21 protein-coding genes and 1 other RNA gene are annotated in these 23855 nt (G+C 64.6%); 17 read left to right on the top strand and 5 right to left on the bottom strand.

Annotated elements, in window-relative coordinates:
• Positions 1-4: 4 nt before the first annotated feature.
• On the bottom strand, positions 5-388 hold the full coding sequence (gene panD / locus C513_RS0104080; protein ID WP_018714760.1) for an aspartate 1-decarboxylase: 384 nt from the start codon (positions 386-388) through the stop codon (positions 5-7).
• A 133-nt stretch (positions 389-521) separates the two neighbouring features.
• Between panD and rnpB the strand changes: the two genes are divergently transcribed.
• Positions 522-855, top strand: an RNA gene (gene rnpB / locus C513_RS13635) — RNase P RNA component class A.
• Between the two features lie 16 nt (positions 856-871).
• Here the strand turns inward: rnpB and C513_RS0104075 are convergent.
• On the bottom strand, positions 872-2548 hold the full coding sequence (locus C513_RS0104075) for an MBL fold metallo-hydrolase (RefSeq protein ID WP_018714759.1): 1677 nt from the start codon (positions 2546-2548) through the stop codon (positions 872-874).
• 84 nt (positions 2549-2632) lie between these two features.
• Between C513_RS0104075 and dapF the strand changes: the two genes are divergently transcribed.
• The 3 genes from dapF to C513_RS0104060 are packed head-to-tail and all read left to right on the top strand — an operon-like array spanning position 2633 to position 5303.
• Positions 2633-3553, top strand: a complete 921-nt coding sequence (gene dapF / locus C513_RS0104070; protein ID WP_018714758.1) for a diaminopimelate epimerase — start codon at positions 2633-2635, stop codon at positions 3551-3553.
• A complete protein-coding gene (locus tag C513_RS0104065; protein ID WP_018714757.1) occupies positions 3550-4344 on the top strand; it encodes a DUF484 family protein in 795 nt (264 codons plus the stop codon). The genes dapF and C513_RS0104065 overlap by 4 nt, the downstream gene beginning before the upstream one ends.
• Positions 4344-5303, top strand: coding sequence for a tyrosine-type recombinase/integrase (locus C513_RS0104060; protein WP_018714756.1), 960 nt, complete (start codon positions 4344-4346; stop codon positions 5301-5303). Before C513_RS0104065 ends, C513_RS0104060 begins: the two co-directional genes overlap by 1 nt.
• Here C513_RS0104060 and C513_RS12655 read toward each other — a convergent pair.
• The 3 genes from C513_RS12655 to C513_RS0104045 all read right to left on the bottom strand — a co-directional run bounded on the left by C513_RS12655 (position 5300) and on the right by C513_RS0104045 (position 8727).
• Entirely contained in the window at positions 5300-5860 is a 561-nt protein-coding gene (locus C513_RS12655; protein WP_018714755.1) for a MarR family winged helix-turn-helix transcriptional regulator, read from the bottom strand. The genes C513_RS0104060 and C513_RS12655 overlap by 4 nt on opposite strands.
• Before the next feature lie 162 nt (positions 5861-6022).
• Entirely contained in the window at positions 6023-7180 is a 1158-nt protein-coding gene (locus C513_RS0104050) for a M20 aminoacylase family protein (RefSeq protein WP_018714754.1), read from the bottom strand.
• 86 nt (positions 7181-7266) lie between these two features.
• Positions 7267-8727, bottom strand: coding sequence for an MFS transporter (locus tag C513_RS0104045; RefSeq protein WP_018714753.1), 1461 nt, complete (start codon positions 8725-8727; stop codon positions 7267-7269).
• A gap of 379 nt (positions 8728-9106) precedes the next feature.
• Between C513_RS0104045 and C513_RS0104040 the strand changes: the two genes are divergently transcribed.
• The 13 genes from C513_RS0104040 to ftsW all read left to right on the top strand — a co-directional run bounded on the left by C513_RS0104040 (position 9107) and on the right by ftsW (position 23839).
• Complete coding sequence (locus C513_RS0104040; RefSeq protein WP_018714752.1) at positions 9107-10306, top strand: CobW family GTP-binding protein; 1200 nt, start codon at positions 9107-9109, stop codon at positions 10304-10306.
• Between the two features lie 219 nt (positions 10307-10525).
• Positions 10526-10990 (top strand): RNA polymerase-binding protein DksA, encoded by a 465-nt coding sequence (gene dksA, locus C513_RS0104035; protein WP_018714751.1) that lies wholly within the window; start codon positions 10526-10528, stop codon positions 10988-10990.
• Between the two features lie 102 nt (positions 10991-11092).
• Positions 11093-11650 (top strand): ATP-dependent protease subunit HslV, encoded by a 558-nt coding sequence (hslV, locus tag C513_RS0104030; RefSeq protein WP_018714750.1) that lies wholly within the window; start codon positions 11093-11095, stop codon positions 11648-11650.
• Between the two features lie 67 nt (positions 11651-11717).
• On the top strand, positions 11718-13049 hold the full coding sequence (hslU, locus tag C513_RS0104025) for an ATP-dependent protease ATPase subunit HslU (RefSeq protein WP_026320521.1): 1332 nt from the start codon (positions 11718-11720) through the stop codon (positions 13047-13049).
• Between the two features lie 237 nt (positions 13050-13286).
• Positions 13287-13721 (top strand): division/cell wall cluster transcriptional repressor MraZ, encoded by a 435-nt coding sequence (locus tag C513_RS0104020; protein WP_018714748.1) that lies wholly within the window; start codon positions 13287-13289, stop codon positions 13719-13721.
• Positions 13722-13729: 8 nt separating this feature from the next.
• Positions 13730-14656 (top strand): 16S rRNA (cytosine(1402)-N(4))-methyltransferase RsmH, encoded by a 927-nt coding sequence (gene rsmH, locus C513_RS0104015; protein ID WP_026320519.1) that lies wholly within the window; start codon positions 13730-13732, stop codon positions 14654-14656.
• On the top strand, positions 14653-14982 hold the full coding sequence (gene ftsL, locus C513_RS0104010; RefSeq protein WP_018714746.1) for a cell division protein FtsL: 330 nt from the start codon (positions 14653-14655) through the stop codon (positions 14980-14982). The genes rsmH and ftsL overlap by 4 nt, the downstream gene beginning before the upstream one ends.
• A 95-nt stretch (positions 14983-15077) precedes the next feature.
• Positions 15078-16841, top strand: coding sequence for a peptidoglycan D,D-transpeptidase FtsI family protein (locus tag C513_RS0104005; RefSeq protein ID WP_026320518.1), 1764 nt, complete (start codon positions 15078-15080; stop codon positions 16839-16841).
• Entirely contained in the window at positions 16838-18403 is a 1566-nt protein-coding gene (locus C513_RS0104000) for a UDP-N-acetylmuramoyl-L-alanyl-D-glutamate--2,6-diaminopimelate ligase (RefSeq protein ID WP_018714744.1), read from the top strand. Before C513_RS0104005 ends, C513_RS0104000 begins: the two co-directional genes overlap by 4 nt.
• 11 nt (positions 18404-18414) lie before the next feature.
• Positions 18415-19830 (top strand): UDP-N-acetylmuramoyl-tripeptide--D-alanyl-D-alanine ligase, encoded by a 1416-nt coding sequence (locus C513_RS0103995; RefSeq protein WP_018714743.1) that lies wholly within the window; start codon positions 18415-18417, stop codon positions 19828-19830.
• Positions 19815-20993, top strand: coding sequence for a phospho-N-acetylmuramoyl-pentapeptide-transferase (gene mraY, locus C513_RS0103990; RefSeq protein ID WP_018714742.1), 1179 nt, complete (start codon positions 19815-19817; stop codon positions 20991-20993). The genes C513_RS0103995 and mraY overlap by 16 nt, the downstream gene beginning before the upstream one ends.
• Before the next feature lie 3 nt (positions 20994-20996).
• Positions 20997-22547 carry a UDP-N-acetylmuramoyl-L-alanine--D-glutamate ligase gene (murD, locus tag C513_RS12650; protein ID WP_033394813.1) on the top strand — a complete coding sequence of 517 codons (1551 nt, stop codon included), beginning with the start codon at positions 20997-20999 and terminating at the stop codon, positions 22545-22547.
• A complete protein-coding gene (gene ftsW / locus C513_RS0103980) occupies positions 22544-23839 on the top strand; it encodes a putative lipid II flippase FtsW (RefSeq protein WP_018714740.1) in 1296 nt (431 codons plus the stop codon). Before murD ends, ftsW begins: the two co-directional genes overlap by 4 nt.
• Positions 23840-23855: the final 16 nt, after the last annotated feature.

Genomic DNA, 23855 nt, shown 5'->3' with positions numbered 1-23855 from the left:
GCGCTCAGGGCTGCTGCGTCGGGATGTGCTGGCGCAGCTCGATCTGGCGGTTGTTCTCGTCCACGAACACCAGCTGCGGCTTGTGGCTGTCCAGCTCGCTCGCATCCAGGCCGACGAAGGCGGCAATGATCACCAGGTCACCGGTGCTGGCACGACGCGCTGCCGAGCCATTGATCGAAATGATGCCGCTGCCACGTGCCGCCTTGATGGCGTAGGTGCTGAAGCGTTCACCGTTATTGATGTTCCAGATGGCGATCTGCTCGAACTCACGGATGCCGGAGGCGTCCAGCAGGTCCTCGTCGATCGCGCAGGAGCCTTCGTAGTGCAGCTCGCAGTGGGTGACGGTGGCGCGGTGGATCTTGCCGCTGAGCAGGGTGTGTTGGGGCATTGCGTGATGGTCCTCGTGGAAGGGGGAAAAACGGCATTCTAGGGGTTGTACGGATACCGTCCAGTACTTTGAGTGGTTTTGTATCGTCAGGTTCACATTGCCACAACAGATTTACTGGTCCATAATCGCGCCCGAAGCCTGCCAGACCGTCGCTGGTGCAAGCGTGGAAACACCGCACTGGAGGAACGTCCGGACTGCACAGGACAGCGCAGGAGGTAACACCTCTCCACCGAAAGCCGCAAGGCCCAAGGTGAGGATCAGAGCAACAGAGACGAGCCGGTTCAGTCCGGGTGAAACGGGCAATCTCTGCGCGCAGCAATACCAAGTAGGCCAGCGTTGATGTGGTTCCGCAGAGCTGGCGGGTAGGTAGCACCGAGCCGGTGGGGTGACTCCCGGCCCAGATGAATGGCGGTCACGCGGCGGGCAACCGTCGCGCACAGAATCCGGCGTATCGGCAGGCTTCCCTTTTCTTTCTTGCCAGGTTCAGATCTGGCCGAGCTCGCGCAGGTGCTGCACATGCGCCAGCAGCGAACGGCGTGCCAGCGGCCACAGCGCCTCCGGCGTGTCCTGGTAGGCCAGCGGCACCCAGTCTTCGGGCTGGCCATCCGGCAGCGCCTGGACGGCCGCCAGCACCTTGGCTTCGCGGATCAGGCGGTGGGCATGCAGGCGGCGGATCGCGCCGCTGGCATCTTCCATGACATGGCCGTGGGCCGGCAGGATGTACTGCAGGTTCTGGCCGGTGCAAAGCTGCTCCAGTCGCTCCAGCGAGGCCAGGTAGTCTCCCATGTGGCCATCCGGCGGATCGACGATGGTGGTGTTGCCATTCAGGATGTGATCGCCGCTGAACAGCAGCCCGTCTTCCAGCAGCGCCAGGCAGACGTGGTTGGCGGTATGGCCGGGCGTGTGCAGTGCCAGCAGCGTGTGCGTGCTGCCGTCCGGTTCCTGCAGCACCAGTGTCTGGCCGTCGGCCAGCACCACATCCGGGGCCAGGTGGCTGTCGGGGCGCGCATCGGGACCGTGTGGCAGGCCGTGCAGCGGCGGACGCGGATGGCCGCTGCGTTCCACCAGCTGCTGCAACAGCGGCACGCCCGGGCTGTGGTCCGGGTGCGAGTGGGTGCAGACGATGTGGCGGATATCGCCGCCACAGGCATCGTGCAGGCGCTGCAGATGGCCGGGCAGCGCCGGGCCGGGATCGATCACGATATAACCGCTGCTGGCGGTGCCGACGATATAGCTGTTGGTGCCGGGGCCGGTCATGCGTCCGCTGTTGTCGGCGGTCAGGCGCTGCACGTTGCGCAGCAACGGCACCGGGCGCTCGTGCTGCCAGTCCAGCGGGTGCACCGGCTGGCCGTGCGGCGTCACCAGGCCGATTTCGCCAAAGGGCAGCTCGTCGTTCACGATGCGCGCCTCTTCGCCATTGCGTTGCGCGCCGCGCGGCATGTAGTGCCAGCGTGGCTGGTGTGGGGTGCAGGCGTCGAGCAGCTCCTGCACGTCGGCAAAGTGCGCAATGCGCTGCAGCGTGCCGTGGGTCGGGAACATGATCGGGAACGCGTTGCGCTCATGACGCGCCAGCGCATCGGACGGGCGCACCCAGCAGGCCTCGAACTGCTCGTGGTCGTCGGTTTGCGCCTGCTGGCCGTCCGGCATGCGGGCTACCAGGAAGGGGGTATCGAATCGCTTGGGGATGTCCAGCGGCCCGGTCCAGCGCGCCAGCAGATAGACCTGGTCCACGCGCAGGCACAGGCCGGCGGCGTGACAGGCGTCGTAGAAGGCCTGTGCGGTGTTGCGGCGGCCGATGGCGGCATCGAGTGCCGCGACATCCTGCTGCGTGGCCGGGCTGCCATCGGCCCGTGTGGCCAGCAGCACGCCCACTTCCTCGAAGCTTTCGCGCAGTGCGGCCAGCGCCCAGGTGAGTGGCTCGCCTTCCTGCAGCGGCTGGTGGCGGAACAGCTGCTGCTGCTGCTGGATGGCCTGGTCGGCCGTGTCCACGGCACCGCCGGGAAACACGTACAGGTCGGCGGCAAAGCTGGCCCTGGACGAGCGCTTGGTCATCAGCACTTCCCAGCCGTCGGGCGTGTCGCGCACCAGCAGCACGGTGGCGGCCTGGCGCAGGGGGGCGGGGGTCAGTTCGGGATGGAGCAGTTGGCTGGCGCGTGGCATGAAACAGGTCGGAAAATCAGGTTGACGTTAGCGTCAACTATGCCACAAGCCCTTCGCCGATGGATTGCTGCAAACCCTGTCACCATGGCTGATAATGCCGACATGAAGATCCGCTTTACCAAGATGCAGGGTGCCGGCAACGATTTCATCGTGCTGGACGAGACGCGCGGCAGTCTCGGGCTGAACCGTGCGCACTACCGCTTCCTGGCCGACCGGCGCTATGGCATCGGTGCCGACCAGATCCTGAGCGTGCGCCCGGCCACGCGGCTCGATACCGACTTTGCCTACGCCATCCACAATGCCGATGGCGGCGAGGTCGAGCACTGCGGCAACGGTGCGCGCTGCTTCGTTCGCTACGTGCTGGAGCAGGGCCTGACCGGCAAGGACACGATTGCGGTCGAGGTCAAGCGCGGCACCATCGTGCTGCTGGCGCGCCAGGATGGCCTGGTGACGGTCGACATGGGCATTCCGGTGTTCGATGCTGCCGTGTTGCCGTTCCATCCTGAAGCGCTGTCCCGGCGCCAGCAACAGCAGGCAACGCTGTGGCAGCTGGACCTGTCGGCGGCCGGTCTGGCGCCGGTCGAGGCGGTGCTGCTGTCCATGGGCAATCCGCATGCCGTGCTGCTGGTGCCCGATACGCGCACAGCCCAGGTCGAGGCCATTGGCCGTGCGGTGCAGGCGCTGCCGGCCTTCCCGGCCAGCGTCAATGTCGGCTTTCTGCAGGTGCTGGGGCGTGACCACGCGCGCCTGCGCGTCTACGAGCGCGGCGTTGGCGAAACGCTGGCCTGCGGCACCGGTGCCTGTGCGGCGGTGGTCGCCGGTCACCAGCTGGGCCTGTTCGACAGCCGGGTGCAGGTCGATGCCCTGGGCGGCACGCTGCATATCGACTGGGAAGGTGACGGCAGCCGCGTCATGATGACCGGCCCCGCCACCACCGTCTTCCACGGCGAAATCGATCTGCCCGAATTTCCGGTCCTGCCGACCGACATGAACCACACCGCATGAATCCGAACGAATTTGCCCCCATCACCGAGCGCGACATCGCCGAGTACCTGATCCAGAACCCCGGCTTTTTCGAGCGCAATGCCGAGCTGCTGACCGCGGTGCAGCTGGGCAGTGCCCACGGCCAGCGCGTGGTCAACCTGCACGAGCGCCAGGCCGAGATGCTGCGCGACAAGATCAAGGTGCTGGAGCATCGCCTGGTCGACATGATCCGCCACGGCAGCAGCAACAGCCTGACCACCAATCGCCTGCTCAAGTGGGCCACCGGCCTCTATCTGCAGCATGATCCGCTGGCCTTGCCGGCCACGCTGTGCCGCAACCTGCAGGAGCAGTTCCAGGTGCCGCAGACCGCGCTGCGCGTCTGGGGTGTCACGCCGGAATATGCCAGCCAGGGCTTTGCCTGTGGCGTCAGCGAGGAGGGTCAGGCCTTCGCCAGCTCCCTGCAGTCGCCGTACTGCGGCATGCATGTGGGCGTGGAGGCTGTCAAATGGCTGGAAGAACCCACCCAGGCGGCATCGCTGGCGTTGCTGCCCTTGCGCACGCCGGGTACGGCTGTCACATCGGCGGCCTTTGGCCTGCTGGTGCTGGCATCGCCCGACAGCCAGCGCTTTACCGACGACATGGCCACCGATTTCCTGCAGCGCATTGCCGATATCGCCAGTGCCGCCCTGTCGCCGCTGGTCGTGCCGCGCGCGGCCAGCATGCCAGCCGCACCGGAGGCCGGGACTGCGGTCCATGCCTCACCCGAAGCAACCACCGCCGCACCGGCAGGTGGCAACCCGGCTGACGCCTGATGCAGCCAGCGGGTGCCCTTAATCCGGATCCGCTGCTGCAGCGCTATCTGGATTTTGTGCGCCATGAAAAGCGCTTGGCGGCACGCAGCGTGAGCCTGTACCGCGAAAACCTGCTGCTGTTGCAGGCGCTGTCCACCGAATCTGCCATTCCCTTGCTGCAGGTGCAGACGGCGCATGTGCGACGCTGGATCGCTGCCCTGCATGCGCGTGGCCGCAGTGCGCGCGGGCTGGCGCTCGTGCTGTCGTCCTGGCGCGGTTTTTACCGCTGGCTGGTGAACAGCCGGCAGATCAGCCACAACCCGGTACAGGATGTGCACGCGCCCAAGGCTGGCCGGCCGCTGCCCAAGGCGCTGCCGGTCGATGCCGCGATGCAGCTGGCGGACTACCAGGCCCCCTCAACAGACGGGGAGCAGCCCGATTGGCAGCAGTTGCGGGATGCCCTGATCGTGGAGTTGCTGTATGGCTGCGGCCTGCGCGTGGCCGAACTGGTGGGGCTGGATGCCGCAGCCGGGTCGCAGGCGCGCGGCTGGCTCGATCTGCAGGAGGGGCAGGCCCATGTGCTGGGCAAGGGCAGCAAGCGGCGCAGCGTACCACTGGGGCGGCAGGCACAGCTGGCGGCGCAGGCCTGGCTGCAGCAGCGCGCACAATTGCCGGCGGCGCAGCATGAGCCGGCGCTGCTGATCGGCCGTACCGGCAAGCGCCTGTCAGCCGCTTCGGTCTGGCAGCGCCTGCGTACGCGCGCGCAACAGGCCGGGCTGGAGACACCGGTGCATCCGCACATGCTGCGCCATTCCTATGCCAGTCATCTGCTGCAATCGAGCGGGGATTTGCGTGCGGTGCAGGAATTGCTGGGCCATGCCAATATCAGCACTACGCAGGTTTACACGCGGCTGGATTTCCAGCATCTGGCGCGCATTTACGATGCGGCGCATCCGCGTGCGCACAAGAAGCCGGACTAGACTGCCTTCAAGCGCGGGGGGGCCCGCTTGGGGCGGCTGCCTGCCGGTGCATGGCTGGCCTGCCAGTGCAGCAGCGAATCGTGCAGCTGGTCCAGCAGGCCGTTGAGCTGCTCCCATTCGGCCGCATCCAACTGCTGGAACATCTGCTGCTCCAGCGCCTGGCCAATCTGTTCACTGGTCTGCCAGACAGCCTGCCCGGCCTGGGTCAGGGACAGGCGATGCACCCGGTTGTCCTGCGGATCCAGTGTGCGCTGGATCAGGCCGCGCTGCTCCAGATCCGCCAGGTACTTGGACATCAGCGTTTTTTCCAGCACCAGCCGCTGGCCCAGCTCGGAGGCGGCCACGCCGGGCAGGGCGTGGATCAGGCGCAGCACCCGGAGTTCGCGCACCCGCATGCCGACTGCCTTCTGGTAATACTGATCGGCGGCCTTGGTGGCCAGCGTCTTGATCAGATCGAGCTTGTAGGTCAGATACGGCTTGTCCGCAGACACGGTGTCTGGCGGCGCGGAATCGGCAGAAGGGGGGGCGGCAGACATGGACATGGTGGTGGTCGGCAAGACGGGATCCTGCAAGGGATCACGAAAACTTGTTGCTTGGATACTAGGCCCGATGCGGTCTTAAGCCAATAGCCCGATTGGCGGAGCGGGAAGCAACAACGGGATCATGATGTTTATCATAATCCCGTCATATTCAAGAGGATTTTTTATTTCAGGAAATTATCATTTCAGATAACTTTCTGCGATGGCCACCCAGTATGCCGAGCCTACCGGTAGCACGGTTTCATCAAACACGTACATCGGATGGTGCACGTTGTAGGTATCACCGTTGCCGACAAAGGTGTAGACGCTGGGGACTTTTTCGGCGTAGAAGGCGAAGTCCTCGCTGCCCATGAAGGTCGGGCCGGGGTTCACCACCTGGTCATCTCCCAGCAGCTCGCGTGCGATCTGTGTGCAGCGATCGGTTTGTTCGGGGTTGTTGATCAGGATGGCGCCCGGAGGGCCTTCCCTGATCTCGGACTGGACGTTGTAGGCTTCGGCGGTGGCCCGGGTAATGGAGCGGATCTTGTCCAGCACCAGCTGGCGCGTTTCCGGCTTGCGTGTGCGCACGCTCAGGCGCAGCGTGGCGGTCTGCGGGATCACGTTGCCTGCATCGCCAGCCTGGAAAGCCCCCACGCTGACCACGGCGGCGTCCATCGGGGCCACGTTGCGCGACACGATGGTCTGCAGCGACATCACCAGCGCGGCACCGGCCACCAGCGGGTCGATGCTCTTTTCGGGCATGGAACCGTGGCTGCCGACACCGGTCAGCACGATTTCCCAGTTGTCCACCGCCGCCATGATCGGGCCGGAGGTGAAGTGCATCTTGCCGACCGGCAGGCCCGGCATGTTGTGCATGCCGAACATGGCATCCATCGGGAACTTCTCGAACAGGCCGTCGGCAATCATGCCAGGGGCACCGGCCATGATTTCCTCGGCCGGCTGGAAGATCAGGTTCAGCGTGCCGTTGAAATGCCTCGTTTTGGCCAGGTACTCGGCGGCGCCCAGCAGCATGGAGGCGTGGGCATCGTGGCCGCACATGTGCGACTGGCCCTCGATCCGGCTCTTGTAGGGCAGGTCGGCACCTTCCTGCACCGGCAGCGCATCGGTATCGGCGCGCAGGCCGATGCTGGCCTGGCCATCACCCACCTTCAGGCGAGCGACCACACCGGTCTGGCCGATGCCTTCCGTCACTTCGTAACCCCACTCGCGCAGTTTCCCGGCGATGTAGTTGGCGGCCACGGTTTCCTCGAAGGCCAGGCCCGGGTTCTGGTGCAGGAAATGGAAATGCTCCTGGATCCTGGATTGGCCTGCCGTGAGGGTGTCGAGAATCTGTTTCATGTCTTGGCTCCTTGCTGGTGCAGGAAATCGGGCCGGTCAGCGTGCACCAGCTGCGGCGCTGGCCGGTCGTCAGTGCAGTCGGAAAATCAGGCTTTCTTGCCCTTGGGAATGGTGAGCATGATGGACACCATGGCGAACACCACCATCAGCAGGTTGAAGCCCAGGGCGATGATGGCCGCTTCACGGATGGCCACGTTGTCCTGGCGGCCGACGAAGGTAATCACGCCTTCCAGCCAGTGGATGCTCTCGTTGTTGACACGCAGGGCGGTGAAGATGGCGGCCGAGATGGCCACGCCAAAGGCACCGCCGAGCGAGGAAGCCATCTTGTAGATGCCGGAACCGGAGCCGGCCTGTGCGGCAGGCAGGTTGGACAGGGCCGCATCGGTGGAGGGCGTGGCATAGAAGGCCAGGCCGATACCGAACAGGATGTAGGAAATGATGGCCAGGATCTTGTAGTCGCCCAGCATCAGGTTGGTGGGCATCAGCAGGAGGATGGACAGGCCGGTGATCAGGCAGCCCCACAGCATGGGTTTGCGCGAACCGAAGCGCTGCAGCAGTTTCTCGCCGACGCGGATGAAGGCAATGATGGCAATGGCGTAACCCAGGGTCAGCATGCCGGCCTGTTGCGCGTTCAGGTTGCCGCCCAGCTGTACCAGTTGCAGCGACACGATCAGCATGCCGGCCACGCCGTTGAGCATGAAGTTGGAAATCGTGGCGCCCGTGAAGATCTTGTTGTCGAACAGCTTGAAGTCGATGAACGGGCCGCTGGCCTTGCCTTCGGCCACGAAGAACAGCGCACCGGCGATCACCGTCACGGCGGCCATGGCCAGCATGAAGGGGCTGGTCCAGCCGAGCTTGTTGCCTTGCGTCACCAGAATCTGCAGTGCCACCATGGCGATCATGAAGGTCAGGATGCCGGCCAGGTCCAGTTTGGACTTGCTGCCGCCTTCCACCTTGCTTTCAGGCGTGCCACGGATCATCAGCATGCCCAGCAGCGATACGGCGGCACAGGCAAAGAAGATCGAGCGCCAGCCGAAGTTCTGCGTCATCAGGCCGCCGAACAGGGCGCACAGGCCGGAACCACCCCAGGAGCCGATGGACCACATGCTCACGGCACGTTGGCGCTCGGCACCGTCCCAGTAGGTTTTCACCAGCGCCAGACTGGCCGGCATGATGCAGGCCGCCGAGACGCCCTGGATGGCGCGTCCGGTCATCAGAAAGGGAATGGACAGGGAGCCGGTGGGAGCCAGCGCAATCATCAGGGCACCGATGATGCTGAGGATGAAGCCCAGGTTCATGATGCGCACGCGGCCGATGCGGTCGGCCAGGCCGCCCATGACCACGATGAACATGCCGGAGAACAGGGCGGTGATGGCCACCGCGATGTTCATCACGTTGGCCTCCATGCCCAGGTCCTGCTGCATGTCGGGGGCGATGTTGAGCGTGGTCTGGGCAAACAGCCAGAACGCGATCACGCCCATGATCATGCCGAAGAGCAGCTTGTCATTGCCCTTGAAGGGGACTGGGGTAGTTACAGTGTCAGACATGGCAATCTCCTTGCAGGGAGGTCGGGTAGAAGAGAATGGCTTGCGGCGTCGCGCCGGAGCGGAGGCTGCGCGCAAGGTGTGGCAAACAGGATGTCATGGAAGGCTCCTTTAGTCGTTGAAATAATCAACAATTGAAAATTTATACCTCTTCGTGCTCGTCTGCAAGCGGTCTTTCTGCACTCCTTGATGCAGATCAAGAAAAACACTTGCGCGATGTCCGGTCATGGGCTGGCGGCCCTGATGCCGGCCGGGCCATGTCCGGCGGCCGGTTCCGGCATGCCCGAAAGACAGTAATATCCCTGCATGCTGGCGCTGCTGACGGCGCTGCCCCTGTCAACCTCCGGCGCTGCCCGCGCAGCAGCCTTTCCCGCACACTGTCATGACCATGATCCCCGTTACCATCCTGACCGGCTTCCTCGGCTCCGGCAAGACGACCCTGCTCAAGCGCATCCTCACCGAGGCGCATGGCCAGAAAATCGCCGTCATCGAAAACGAGTTCGGCGAAGAAAACATCGACAACGACATCCTGGTCTCCGATACCGATGAGCAGATCATCCAGATGAGCAACGGCTGCGTCTGCTGCACCATCCGCGACGACCTGCGCAACACGCTGACACTGCTGGCAGCCAAGAAGCGCAAGGGGCTGCTCGATTTCGACCGCGTCGTGATCGAGACCACCGGCCTGGCCGACCCCGGCCCGGTGGCGCAGACCTTCTTCATGGATGATGAAGTCGCCGAAAACTACCTGCTCGATTCCATCGTCACGCTGGTCGATGCCAAGCATGCACAGACGCAGCTCGACGAGCGCCTGGAAGCACAGCGCCAGGTCGGTTTTGCCGACCAGATCTTCATCAGCAAGGCCGATCTGGTGAACAAGGCGGCATTGCACGACCTGCAGCATCGCCTGCAGCAGATGAATCCGCGCGCGCCGCAGAAGGTGGTGCACTTCGGCGAGGTGGCGCTGGACGAGGTGCTGGACCTGCGCGGTTTCAACCTCAATGCCACACTCGACCTGTACCCCGAGTTCCTGCAGGAAGAGGAGCACCACCACCATCACCACGACCATGATCACGCCGAAGACTGTGACCACCAGCACGCCGAAGGCGAGGCCTGCAACCACCACGGCCATGCGCATGACCATGCCGCCGGTTGCGACCAGCAGCATGCCGAAGGCGACGCCTGCAACCACCAGGCGCACAGTCATGCACACGACTGCGATCACCACCATGCGCCGGGCGAAGCCTGCAACCACCATGGCCACGCGCACCACCATCACCACGATGATGATGTGAAAAGCTTTGTCTACCGCGCCACGCGCCCGTTTGATCCGGCCAAGCTGGAGGACTTCCTGGGGGCCATCGTGCAAATCTACGGCCCCAAGATGTACCGCTACAAGGGCGTGCTCGACATGGTGGGCACCAACCGCAAGGTGATCTTCCAGGGCGTGCACCAGCTGATGGGCAGCGATCTGGGCCCGGAGTGGGGCAAGGACGAGGTGCGCGAAAGCCGCATGGTGTTCATTGGTGTCGAACTGCCGCGCGACATCCTGACCCAGGGGCTGGACCAGAGCCTGGCCTGAGCCGCATCGCACCGGCTCCAGGGGGCATTGGCTGGATAGTTGTAGTGATTTACCCTAGAATCGCTGCGATTTGCCCCCGAACATCGTTCAAAATGGCAAATTCCCATGAAGTAGGCAGGGTTGCTGGCCTGCTTCGGGGTTCATCCTGCAGCGGCTTGCTGCTGCAGTTTGCGAGCAAGCTGTCTGCCGTTCTGGACAGACCACCGACATGAGCGAAGTATGCCCCTGAAAAAAGACGCCAAGCTGGCCAACAACTGGAAGAAGAAGTCTCCTGAAGAGTTGACCGATGACGAAGTGCTGGCCATGCCGGATTCCGAATACATGAATGCCTCGCAGCTGGCCTTCTTCCGCCACAAGCTGTCGCTGCTGCGCGATGACATCCTGAGCAACGCCGGCAAGACGGCCGAGACCCTGCGCGAAGACGCCGTGGTCGTGCCCGATCCGGCCGACCGTGCCACCATCGAGGAAGAGCACGCCCTGGAGCTGCGCACGCGTGACCGCGAGCGCAAGCTGCTGAAGAAGATCGAGCAATCCATCGATCTGGTCGATTCCGGCGATTACGGCTACTGCGATGAAACCGGCGAGCCGATCGGCATCGGCCGCCTGCTGGCGCGTCCGACCGCCACGCTGTCGTTCGAGGCACAGCAGCGCCGCGAACTCAAGCAGAAGATGTTCGGCGACTGATGTCGCTGGCGCGCTTGCAAAGCCGCAGCGCGCCCTTATCTGTGCGGGATTGATCAACTTTTACCGGCCAGCCGGCAAGCGCTGCCGCTGGCATCATCCCGCATGGAACAATTTCACGGAACCACCATTCTCAGCGTGCGTCGCCAGACGCCGCAGGGCCTGCAGGTCGCCATTGGCGGCGACGGCCAGGTCACGCTGGGCCATATCGTCGTCAAGGGGTCGGCCCGCAAGGTGCGCAAGCTCTACAACGGTCAGGTGCTGGCCGGCTTTGCCGGAGCCACCGCCGATGCCTTCACCCTGTTCGAGCGCTTCGAGGCCAAGCTGGAAAAATACCAGGGCAATCTGGTGCGTGCCGCCGTTGAACTGACCAAGGACTGGCGCACCGACCGGGTGCTGCGCCGCCTCGAGGCCATGCTGGCCGTGGCCAACCGGGACGCCTCCCTCATCATCACCGGCAATGGCGATGTGCTCGAGCCGGAAAAAGGCATCGTTGCCATCGGTTCCGGCGGTGCCTACGCCCAGTCGGCGGCCATCGCGCTGGTGGAGCATACCGATCTGTCTGCCGAAGAGGTGGTGCGCCGTTCGCTGGGCATTGCCGGCGAACTGTGCATCTACACCAATATGCACCACACCATCGAGACGCTGGAATTTCCGGCCTGATGGTTCCGGCTGCACCTGTCGGATGCAGCTGTTTCTGTTCTCCATTCCCGCTAGCAGGACCCCGAGCATGTCTGCCATGACCCCCCAGGAAATCGTGTCCGAACTGGACCGCTACATCGTCGGCCAGCAAGAAGCCAAGCGTGCTGTTGCCATCGCCATGCGCAATCGCTGGCGCCGCCAGCACGTGGACGAGAAGCTGCGCCCCGAAATCACGCCCAAGAACATCCTCATGATCGGCCCCACCGGCGTTGGCAAGACCGAAATCGCGCGCCGTCTGGCACGCCTGGCCGATGCGCCCTTCATCAAGATCGAGGCGACCAAGTTCACCGAGGTCGGCTACGTCGGCAAGGATGTCGATTCCATCATCCGCGATCTGGTCGAGGTGGCGGTCAAGCAGACACGCGAGCAGGCGGTGCAGCAGATGCGCAACCGCGCCCAGGATGCCGCCGAAGAGCGCATCCTCGATGCGCTGCTGCCGCAGGCGCGCCCGGTTGGCGAGCAGCAGCCGCAGCCGGCGGCCGACAATGCCACGCGCCAGGTGTTCCGCAAGAAGCTGCGCGAAGGCCAGCTGGATGACAAGGAAATCGAGATCGAGCTGGCCGAGGCGGCTCCGGCGATGCAGATCATGGGCCCTTCGGGCATGGAAGAAATGACCGAGCAGCTGCGCGACATGTTCAGCCACATGGGGCAGGGCCGCCGCAAGTTGCGCCGCATCAAGGTGGCCGAGGCACTGCGCCAGTTGCTCGATGAAGAAGCCGGCAAGCTGGTGAACGAGGACGAGATCCGCAGCCAGGCCATGGAGAATGCCGAACAGAATGGCATCGTGTTCCTGGACGAGATCGACAAGGTGGCCGGCAGCGCCGAGCGCAGCGGCACCGACGTGTCGCGCCAGGGCGTGCAGCGCGACCTGTTGCCGCTGGTCGAGGGCACTACGGTCAGCACCAAATATGGCATGATCAAGACCGATCACATCCTGTTTGTCGCCTCCGGTGCCTTCCACCTGAGCAAGCCGAGCGACCTGATTCCCGAACTGCAGGGCCGCTTCCCGATCCGGGTCGAGCTGCAGAACCTGTCGGTCGAGGATTTCGAGGCGATCCTGAAGCAGACCCGGGCATCGCTGGTCAAGCAGTACCAGGCCTTGCTGGCCACCGAGCAGGTCACGCTGGATTTCACCGACGAAGGCATCCGCCGGCTGGCGGTGATCGCGCATGACGTGAACGAGCGTACCGAGAACATCGGCGCGCGCCGCCTCGCCACGGTCATGGAGCGTCTGCTCGATGAAGTCAGTTTCGACGCCAGCAACCGCGCCGGCCAGACCCTGGTCATCGATGCCGCCTACGTCGATCAGCGCCTTGGCGAGATCAGCCAGAACGAGGATCTGTCACGTTACATCCTGTAATGCGCGGAATTGTCTCAAGCCTTACATTGACTAGGTTCCGTAAGTACCGGTAGTTGAAGGGATTTTCTTGTCGAAAATCTCCCAATTGTTACCATAAGTTCTTGATTTCATTAAAAAATTCCGCCCACTTCAATTGTGGGCGGAGTCGTTTCCTGATACAGTGTCGAAAAGTGGGGAATAGTGGTGGAAAGTGTCATTCCACCTCCCTTTTGAGGCTGTTTTTCAGGAAATCACACCGTGTTGCTAGAGGGCGCCAGCACCATTGCCGTCGATGCCAAGGGCAGGATCGCCATTCCTGCCCGGTATCGTGACGACCTCGAGCAGGTCTGCGAGGGCAAGCTGCATATCACGCGTCATTTCCGTGAAGACTGCCTGTTGCTGTTCCCCGAAAACGAATGGGTCACTTTCCGCACCATGGTCGCGGCCTGGCCCAACTCGGCGGCCTGGCAGAAGCGCCGCATCCTGGGCAATGCCATGCCGGTGGAGCTCGATACGGCCAGCCGCATCCTGCTGTCCCCCGACCTGCGCGAGGAAGTGCAGATGGGCCGTGAAGCCAAGATCATTGGCAACGGCAGCCATTTCGAGATCTGGGATCTGGCGCTGTTCAAGGCCAAGGATGCTGCTTCCATGCAGCAGCCCGACCCCGAATTCCTGGACAACCTGTCGTTCTGAGGTGCGTTGTGCAGGCAGATTGGAAACACACCACAGTCATGCTGGGGGAGGCCGCCGAATTGCTGGTCGTCCATCCTTCCGGTCACTATGTCGATGGCACGTTTGGCCGCGGTGGGCACAGCCGCGCCATCCTGCAGTCGCTCGATGAGAGCGGTCGCCTGATCGCCTTCGACAAGGATCCCGATGCCATCGCCGAAGCGCGTCTGATCGAGGACAGCCGATTCGAGATCCGCCATGACAGCTTTACCGCCATGGCGGAGCTGCCCGCGCACAGCGTCGACGGCGTGCTGCTGGATCTGGGGGTGAGTTCTCCGCAAATCGACAACCCGGAACGCGGTTTCTCGTTCCGCAATGACGGTCCGCTCGACATGCGGATGGACCCTACCCGTGGCGAAAGCGTGGCCGACTGGCTGGCAGAAGCCGAAATCGACCAGATGACGGAGGTGATACGTGATTACGGCGAAGAACGGTTTGCTGCACAGATTGCAAAGGCGATTGCAGCTCGCCGACAGGAGCACGGGCCGCTCACGACCACCGCAGAGCTTGCCCAGCTCGTGGCTGGCACGGTCAAGACCCGCGAGCGTGGTCAGGACCCGGCCACTCGCACGTTTCAGGCTTTCCGGATTTTCATCAATGCTGAGCTCGAAGACCTGCAGTTGGCGCTGAATGCCGCCATGCGCATCCTGCGTCCGGGGGGCCGGCTGGTGGTAATCAGCTTCCATTCGCTGGAAGACCGCATCGTCAAGCAGTTCATGGCGCAGCATTCGCGCGAGGTGTTTGACCGTCGCCTGCCGGCGGCTTTCGCTACCGCGCCCAAGGTGATGCCGCTAACCGATGTGCAGCGCCTGCGCCCCACGGCACAGGAGGTGGAGGGCAACCCGCGTTCGCGCAGTGCCATCCTGCGCTGTGCGACCCGTACGGAGGCCTCGGCATGATCCGTACCCATCTCGCCCTGCTGGCGGCCGTGCTGGTCAGCGCCTTCTACCTGGTGCACCTGCAATACGAATCGCGCACGGTCTATACCGACATGGACAAGGCGCGCGCCGCCGCCCGCAAGCTGGAGACCGAGCGTGACACGCTCGAGGTGCAGAAACGCGCCCAGACTGCCGCGCTGCGCGTGCAGGGTATCGCGCGTGGCGAACTCGGCATGCGTGAATCGAGCCCGGCCGTGACGCAATACGTGACCATCCGCAATGGCGTGGTCAGCCTGAGTACGCCGGTTGCCGATCTGAAGGCCAGCGCACCGGGAGGCAGCCGATGAAACGCATTTTCGGCAGCCGTGATGACCGCATGGATCGCGCCCTGGAAAAAAGCCTGCGTGGTGCCACCAGTGTCAAGGCCGTTCGCGAGCGCGCCATGGGGGCCAACCCGCTGCTCACCAGCCATACGCCGGCCTGGCGCAGCCGCCTGGTGGTGGCCCTGCTGATGCTGGCCTTTGGCGTGATGGTGGGCCGTGCCGCCTATGTGCAGATCATCGGCAACGATTTCTTCCAGCGCCAGGGCCAGGTGCGCTTTGCCCGTACGCTGGAAATGCCGGCCAACCGCGGCCGCATCCTGGATCGCAATGGCCTGATCCTGGCCTCCAGCGTGCCGGCCCAGAGCATCTGGGCGATCCCTGAAGACATGGACCAGAAGGCCGACCGCAGCAAGCTGCAGCAGATGGCCAAGCTGCTCGACATGCCGCTGGCCGATGTGGAAAAGCGCCTCAACGGCAAGAACCGTACCTTTGTCTACCTGCGCCGCCAGATCGATGAAGACGTGGCGAAGAAGATCATGGATCTGGGTATCGAGGGGGTTTACCAGCGCAAGGAATACCGCCGCCAGTACCCCGAGGGCGAGGCGGTGGCGCACATCGTCGGCTTTACCGATGTCGAGGACAAGGGCCAGGAAGGCATGGAGCGCACCTTCAACGCCCAGCTGGCCGGCGAGGCCGGTTCGCGCCGTGTGCTCAAGGATCGCCTGGGCCGTGTGATCGAGGGTGTGGGCGAGGAAGTGCCGCCGATGGACGGCCAGGACATCCACCTCACCATCGACAGCAAGGTGCAGTACTTTGCCTGGCAGAAGCTGCGCGATGCCGTGACCGAGAGCAATGCCAAGGGCGGCAGCGTGGTGGTACTGGACGTGCAGACCGGCGAAGTGCTGGCGCTGGCCAACTATCCCAGCTATGACCCCAATAACCGCCGCAACCTGACGGGCGAGCAATTGCGCAATCGCGCCCTGACCGATATCTACGAGCCGGGCTCCACCATCAAGCCGGCCATGGTGGCGCAGGCGCTGGAGCTGGGTCGCGTCACGCCGCAAACCCAGATCCATGTGGGCAACGGCCGCATGAGCATGGGTGGCCACACTATCAGCGATACCCACAGCTACGGCACCCTGACGGTGCAGGGCGTGATCCAGAAGTCCAGCAACGTGGGCATGGTCAAGATCGCCGATCGCATGAGTTCCGAGGAAATGTGGAAGAACTACACCGCGCTCGGCCTGGGCCAGAAGCCGGATCTGCCTTTCCCCGGCATTGCGGCCGGCCGCGTGCGCAACTACAAGTCCTGGCGTCCGGTCGAAAAGGCCACCATGAGCTATGGCTACGGCCTGTCGGGCAGCCTGTTCCAGCTGGCGCGCGTCTACTCGGTGTTTGCGCGTGACGGCGTGCTGATGCCGGTCAGTCTGGTGCGCAAGGGCGCCATCGACGAAAGCGGCCGGTTCCAGCCCTCCAACCCTGAAGAAGGCAAGCGCATCTACAGCAGCAAGGTAGCCAGGGAAGTCATGCACATGCTGCAGATGGTGAGCCTGCCTGGCGGTACCGCCACGCGCTCGCAGACCGTGGGCTACTCGGTGGGCGGCAAGACCGGTACGGCGCGCAAGCAGGAAGGCCGTGGTTACGCTGACCGCAAGTACCGTGCCTCCTTTGTGGGCGTGTCGCCGATCGAGTCGCCGCGCATCGTGGTCGGCGTGATGATCGACGAGCCGCGTTCCAGCATCTATGGCGGTATCGTGGCGGCTCCGGTCTTCAGCGACGTGGTGCAGCAGACGCTGCGCATTCTGGGCGTACAGCCCGACATGACGGTGCAGCCGCAAGTGGTGGCCGCCGATGACGAGGCTGCCAAGGAGGTGACCCCATGAGCCGGAACCTCTCCCTGCCGATCCTGAGCTCTGCTGCAGATGCCGCCGCCTGGCTGCGCCAGCACACGGCTATCTTGTGCACAGACAGCCGCAAGGTGCAGGCCGGCCATGGCTTTGTCGCCTGGCCGGGTGCGGCGCACGATGCGCGTGCCCATGTGCTGGGGGCGTTGCAGCAAGGCGCGTCCGCCTGTCTGGTCGAGGCCGAGGGTGTCGAGGTCTTCGATTTCATGCAGCCGCAGCACCAGGCGCTGGTGCAGGGCCGCGTGGCCTGTGTGCCGGGCCTGCGCCGCCTGACCGGCCAGATGGCCGATCTGTTTTATGGCGAACCGTCCAGCCAGCTGGACATCGTGGCAGCGACTGGCACCAATGGCAAGACCAGCACCTCCTGGTGGCTGGCGCAGGCGCTGGCGCGCGTGCCGGCTGGCGCGGACGGTTGCGCACTGGTGGGTACGCTGGGCGTGGGCCGCTTTGTGCAGAATCGCGCCGAACTGGAATACACCGGCATGACCACGCCGGATCCGGTGCTGCTGCAGGGACTGCTGCAGCACAGCGTGCAGCAGGGCGTGCGCTACTGCGCCATGGAGGCGTCCTCCATTGGCGTGGCCGAGCACCGCCTGGATGGCGTGCGCATCGCCGTGGCGCTGTTCACCAACTTTACCCAGGACCACCTGGACTACCACGGCACCATGGAGGCCTACTGGCAGGCCAAGCGCGCCCTGTTCGACTGGCCCGGCCTGCGTGCTGCCGTGATCAATGTGGATGATCCGTTTGGCGTCACGCTGGCACAGGAGCTGGCCGACCGCGGCCTGGACCTGTGGACGGTGTCCTGTGAAGACGGCCGTGCGGCGCGTCTGCAGGCTTCGGACATCCGCTACGCCGACGATGGCCTGGTGTTCCGGCTGCATGAAGCCGGTGCGCCGGCGCTGGAGCTGCGCACGGCGCTGATCGGGCAATACAACGTCTCCAACATGCTGGGCGTGATCGCCGCCATGCGCGCGCTGGGCATCAGCCTGGAAGCCGCCGTGGCCGCTTGCGGCGGCCTGTTGCCGGTGCCGGGCCGCATGGAATGCCTGGTTGCCGAAGGCCAGCCGCTGGCCGTGGTGGACTACGCCCATACTCCCGATGCGCTGGAAAAGGCATTGCAGGCACTGCAGCCGCTGGTGCAACAGCGCGGTGGCCGCCTCTGGTGCGTGTTCGGCTGTGGGGGTGACCGCGATCCGGTCAAGCGCCCGCTGATGGGCCGTGCCGCGGAGGCCGCCTGCGACCAGCTGCTGGTCACCAGTGACAACCCGCGCAGCGAAGATCCGCTGCGCATCATCGAACAGGTCGTGGCCGGCCTGCAGCAGCCGGCACAGGCTCGGGTGGAGCCGGATCGTGCCCGCGCGATTGCGCAGGCGCTGCAGCTGGCGGCCGCGCAGGACGTGGTGCTGGTTGCCGGCAAGGGCCACGAGGACTATCAGGACATACAGGGCGTGCGTTCGCCCTTCAAGGATCAGGAACAGGTGCAGATGGCACAACAGCAACGCCTGCAGGCAGGCGTGACAGAAGGGGAGCAGGCATGAGCACGACTCCCATGATGACCTTGCAACAGGCAGCCGGCTGGCTGCCGCAGTCGCGTCTGCAGGGCGATGGCAACACGCCGCTGCTGCGCGTGCATACCGATACCCGCACGCTGCAGCCCGGCGACCTGTTCGTGGCGCTGCAGGGGGATCGCTTTGATGCCAACGATTTTCTGGCACAGGCCCGTGATGCCGGCGCTGCCGCCGCGCTCTGCCATGCCGGCCGGCTCGACGGCCTGGGCTGGAACGGCCTGGAAGTGGATGATACGCGTCTGGCGCTGGGCCGGCTGGCCGCCGCCTGGCGCAGCCAGTTCCGCTTGCCGCTGATCGCCGTGACGGGCAGCAACGGCAAGACCACCGTGACGCAGATGCTGGCCAGCATCCTGGCTGCCGCTGCCGGCGAGGCCGCGTTTTCCACCCGGGGCAATCTGAACAACGATATCGGCGTACCGATGACGCTGCTGCGCCTGCGTGACACGCACCGTCTGGCCGTGGTGGAACTGGGCATGAACCACCCCGGGGAAATTGCCGGTCTGGCCGCCATGGCCGCCCCCACGGTAGCGCTGGTCAACAACGCCCAGCGCGAGCACCAGGAGTTCATGGGCACGGTCGAGGCGGTGGCACGCGAGAACGGGTGCGTCATCAGCGCCCTGCCGACCGATGGCATTGCCGTCTATCCCGCCGATGAAGAATTCACCCCGATCTGGCGCGAGCTGGCCGGCGAGCGCCCCAGCCTGTGCTTTGGTGAAGATGCCGCCTGGGGCGCCCAGGTGTTTGCCACGGCAGTCTCCTGGCAGGGCGATCACTGGCAGGTCGAAGCTGCCACGCCGCAGGGCGCGCTGGCCTTCCGCCTGCAGGTGGCGGGCCGTCACAACATCCGCAACGCGCTGGCCGCCGTGGCCTGTGCCCAGGCCGCCGGTGTGGCGCTGGCACAGATTGCCGAAGGTCTGAGCGCCTTCGAGCCGGTCAAGGGCCGTTCGCGCGCGCTGCAGCTGCAGTGGCAGGGTCGCCCGCTGACCGTGGTGGATGACAGCTACAACGCCAATCCCGATTCGGTGCGCGCCGCCATCGAAGTGCTGCGCGAACTGCCCGCCCCGCGCGTGCTGGTGCTGGGCGACATGGGCGAAGTCGGCGACCAGGGCGAGGCCTTCCATATCGAAATCGGCCAGTTTGCACAGCAGCAGGGCATCGAACAGCTGTTCACGCTGGGTGCGCTGGCCCGCCACGCTGCTGGCCAGCATGGCGCGGCGCGGCACTGTGGCGACAGCGCGCAGGACATGCCGGCGCTGCTGCAGGCACTGCCGCCGGTGCTGGCACAGGCCGGCAGCGTGCTGGTCAAGGGATCGCGCTTCATGCAGATGGAACGCGTGATCGAGCTGCTGATGCAGGAACAACAACAAGAAAAGGACACGACATGCTGCCAGCACTGACCCAATGGCTTCTGGAACTGTACCCGCAGTACGGATTCCTGCGGGTGTTCCAGTACCTCACCTTCCGTGCCGTGATGGGTGCCATGACGGCGCTGATCATCGGCCTGCTGGCTGGTCCGTGGGTGATCCGCAAGCTGCGCGAGCTGAAAATCGGCCAGCCGGTGCGCGGCTACGCCATGGAAACGCATCTGAGCAAGAGCGGCACGCCGACCATGGGGGGCGTGCTGGTGCTGCTGGCCATCACCCTGTCCACACTGCTGTGGATGAACCTGTCCAACCGCTTCATCTGGATCGTGCTGGTGGTGATGATCGGCTTTGGTGCCATCGGCTGGGCCGATGACTGGCGCAAGGTGGTGCGCAAGGATCCGGAGGGCATGCCCTCGCGCGAGAAATTCCTGTGGCAGACCATCATCGGCGTGCTGGCGGCGTTCTACCTGATGTTCAGCATTTCCGAGACCAGCAACTACCGCGTACTGATGCTGGTCTATGACTGGGTCAGCTCCGGCTTTTCCATCAGCCTGCCGCCGGCCGCCAGCCTGCTGGTGCCCTTCTTCAAGGAAATCAGCTACCCGCTGGGCGTGGTCGGCTTTCTGGTGCTGACCTTCATCGTGATCGTTGGCAGCAGCAATGCCGTCAACCTGACCGATGGCCTGGATGGCCTGGCGATCATGCCGGTGGTGATGGTCGGCTCGGCACTGGGCGTGTTCGCCTATGTCACCGGCAGCAGCGTGTACGCCAATTACCTCTACCTGCCGCATATCCCGGGGGCCGGCGAGCTGCTGGTGTTCTGTGCCGCCATGGCAGGTGCCGGATTGGCCTTCCTCTGGTTCAATGCGCATCCGGCGCAGGTGTTCATGGGAGACGTGGGTGCGCTGGCGCTGGGCGGTGCCCTGGGCACCATTGCCGTGATCGTGCGCCAGGAAATCGTGCTGGCCATCATGGGCGGCATCTTTGTGGTCGAAGCCCTGTCGGTGATGCTGCAGGTGACCTACTTCAAGTACACCAAGAAGCGCACCGGTACCGGCAAGCGCCTGTTCAAGATGGCGCCGCTGCACCACCACTTCGAGAAGAACGGCTGGCGTGAAACCCAGGTCGTGGTGCGTTTCTGGATCATCACCATGCTGCTGATCCTGGTCGGCCTGACGACGCTGAAGCTGAGGTAAGCCATGACGACGAGCTCCCCCCTTCATGGTCAACGCGTTCTGGTTCTGGGACTGGGCATTTCCGGTCTGTCCATGGCGCGCTGGTGTGCGCGCCAGGGGGCTGTCGTGGTCGTCGCCGACAGCCGCGAAGCCCCGCCGAACCTGGAGCGCCTGCGCCAGGAGGTGCCGCAAGCGCAGTTCGTCAGCGGCCCGCTGACCGAAGCGCTGCTGGAGAACGGCCAGATCCGCGCTGTCTTCATCAGTCCCGGCCTGTCGCCGCAGGCAGTGGCCGCGGTAGCGGAGCCGGCGCGTGCCATCGGCCTGTGGGTGGGTGGCGAGCTGGACCTGTTCGCCCAGGCGCTGCGCCAGCTGCAGCAGGAACAGGACTATGCCCCGCAGGTGCTGGGCATTACCGGCACCAACGGCAAGACCACGGTGACCTCGCTCACCACGCAGTTGCTGGAGCGTGCCGGCCTGCGCGTGGCCATGGCCGGCAATATCGGCCCGGCCCTGCTCGATACCCTGGCTGGTTTCATCGACAGCGGCGAGCTGCCCGAGGCCTGGGTGCTGGAGCTGTCCAGCTTCCAGCTGAACGATTGCACCCGCTTCGAGCCGACCGCTGCCACCATCCTCAACGTGTCGCAGGACCATCTGGACTGGCATGGCAGCATGGAGGCCTATGTACAGGCCAAGGCCCATGTGTTTGGGCAGCAGGGCACGGCGGTGCTGAACCGCGATGATGCGCTGGTGATGGCGTTGCTGCCGCAGCTGGTGCCGGAACCGGTCAAGCCTGTCAGGGGGCAGCCGGCAGCCGTGGTCCGTGGCTGGAGCAGCTTCGGCATGGACCTGCCGCAGCGTCCGGGCGATTTTGGCCTGGAAGACGTGAACGGCATGCTGTGGCTGGTGCGCGCAGCCGAATCGGAAGAAGCCGCTGGCAACCGCCGCCGTTCCGCCGAGCCGGAGCCGCTGCATATCCAGCGCCTGATGCCGGCCGATGCCCTGCGCATCCGCGGCCGCCACAACGCCAGCAATGCGCTGGCCGCACTGGCACTGGCGGTGCAAACCGGTGCCGCGCTGGCTCCGATGCTGTTCGGCCTGCGTGAGTACCGTGGCGAGCCGCATCGCGTCGAGCCGGTCGGCATGATCGATGGCATCGAGTATTTTGATGACAGCAAGGGTACCAATGTCGGTGCCACGCTGGCGGCCCTGAATGGCCTGGGCCCGGATCGCCGTCTGGTGGTGATTCTGGGGGGCGATGGCAAGGGTCAGGACTTCACCCCGCTGGCCGAGCCGGTCCGGCGTTACGCACGCAGCGTGCTGCTGATCGGCAAGGATGCCGGCCAGATCGCCGCGGCGCTGCAGGATACCGGCGTGCCGCTGACACAGGTGGCCACGCTGGAACAGGCGGTCGAGCTGGCTGCCAGCCAGGCGCAGCAGGGCGATGCCGTGCTGCTGTCGCCGGCCTGCGCCAGCATGGACATGTTCAGGGATTACGCGCACCGCGCCCAGGTGTTCTGCGCCAGCGTGGAACAGCTGGCCGAGGCGCGCGGCATGTCACTGGAGGGTCGCGCATGAGTGCCGTACTGCCCGGACAGGACAGCCGCAAGGGCTGGAAGGACCGTCTGCCCTGGAAGCGCCAGGACGAGGACAGCGTGCCGGTGCGCATGCCCGGGACGCGTGCGCGCGTGTCGCAACAGCCGTTCAACCTGCAGATTGTCGACCAGGCCCTGATCTGGGTGGTGGCGGGATTGGTGTTGTGGGGCCTGGTGATGGTCTATTCGGCCTCGATCGCCATGTCCGACAACCCGCGCTTTGCCAACTATGCCGAGTTCCACTTCGTGTTGCGCCACAGCATCTCGATCGTGATCGGCACTGCCATGGCCATCCTGGCGTTCCAGGTGCCGATCAGCACCTGGGAGAAATGGGCGCCCTGGCTGTTCCTGGGCGCGATTGCGCTGCTGATTGCGGTGCTGATTCCCGGCATCGGCAAGGGCGTGAATGGCGCGCGCCGCTGGATTTCGCTGGGCGTGATGAACTTCCAGCCGTCCGAACTGGCCAAGCTGGCGATGGCTGTTTACGCCGCCGACTACATCCGTCGCAAGATGGATATCCAGGAGCGTGAGCGCAATATGGGCGAAATCAAGCGCTTCGTGCTCGCGGTGACGCCGATGGCGATTGCGGCTGGCGGCGTGGGCGTGCTGCTGATGCTGGAGCCCGACATGGGGGCCTTCATGGTGATCGCCGTGATTGCCATGGGCGTGTTGTTTCTGGGTGGCGTCAACGCCAAGATGTTCTTCCTGATTGCCGGCATTCTGGTCGGCATGTTTGGCCTGATCATCGCTTCGTCGCCCTGGCGGCGCGAGCGTGTGTTTGCCTATCTCGATCCGTTCAGCGAGGAGCACGCGCTGGGCAAGGGCTACCAGCTGTCGCACGCGCTGATTGCCATCGGTCGCGGCGAATTCAGCGGCGTCGGTCTGGGTGGCAGTGTCGAAAAGCTGCACTGGCTGCCCGAAGCCCATACCGACTTCCTGCTGGCCGTGATCGGCGAGGAATTCGGCTTTGTCGGTCTGGTGATCCTGATCGCGATGTTCTTCTGGCTGACCCGCCGCATCATCCGCATCGGCCGCCAGGCGATCGTGATGGATCGCGTGTTTGCCGGCCTGCTGGCGCAGGGCGTGGCGATCTGGATGGGCTTCCAGGCGCTGATCAATATCGGCGTGAACCTGGGGGCGCTGCCGACCAAGGGCCTGACGCTGCCGCTGATGAGCTATGGCGGCTCGGCCATCCTGATGAATCTGGTGGCGTTGGCGGTAGTGCTGCGCATCGACTATGAAAACCGTACGCTGATGAAAGGGGGCAGCCTGTGAAAGAGCAGGGACGCAA

It is taken from the genome of Allobrachymonas chironomi DSM 19884 (assembly GCF_000374625.1).
GTDB lineage: Bacteria > Pseudomonadota > Gammaproteobacteria > Burkholderiales > Burkholderiaceae_C > Brachymonas > Brachymonas chironomi.
This window is presented reverse-complemented; position numbering and strand designations above follow the sequence as displayed.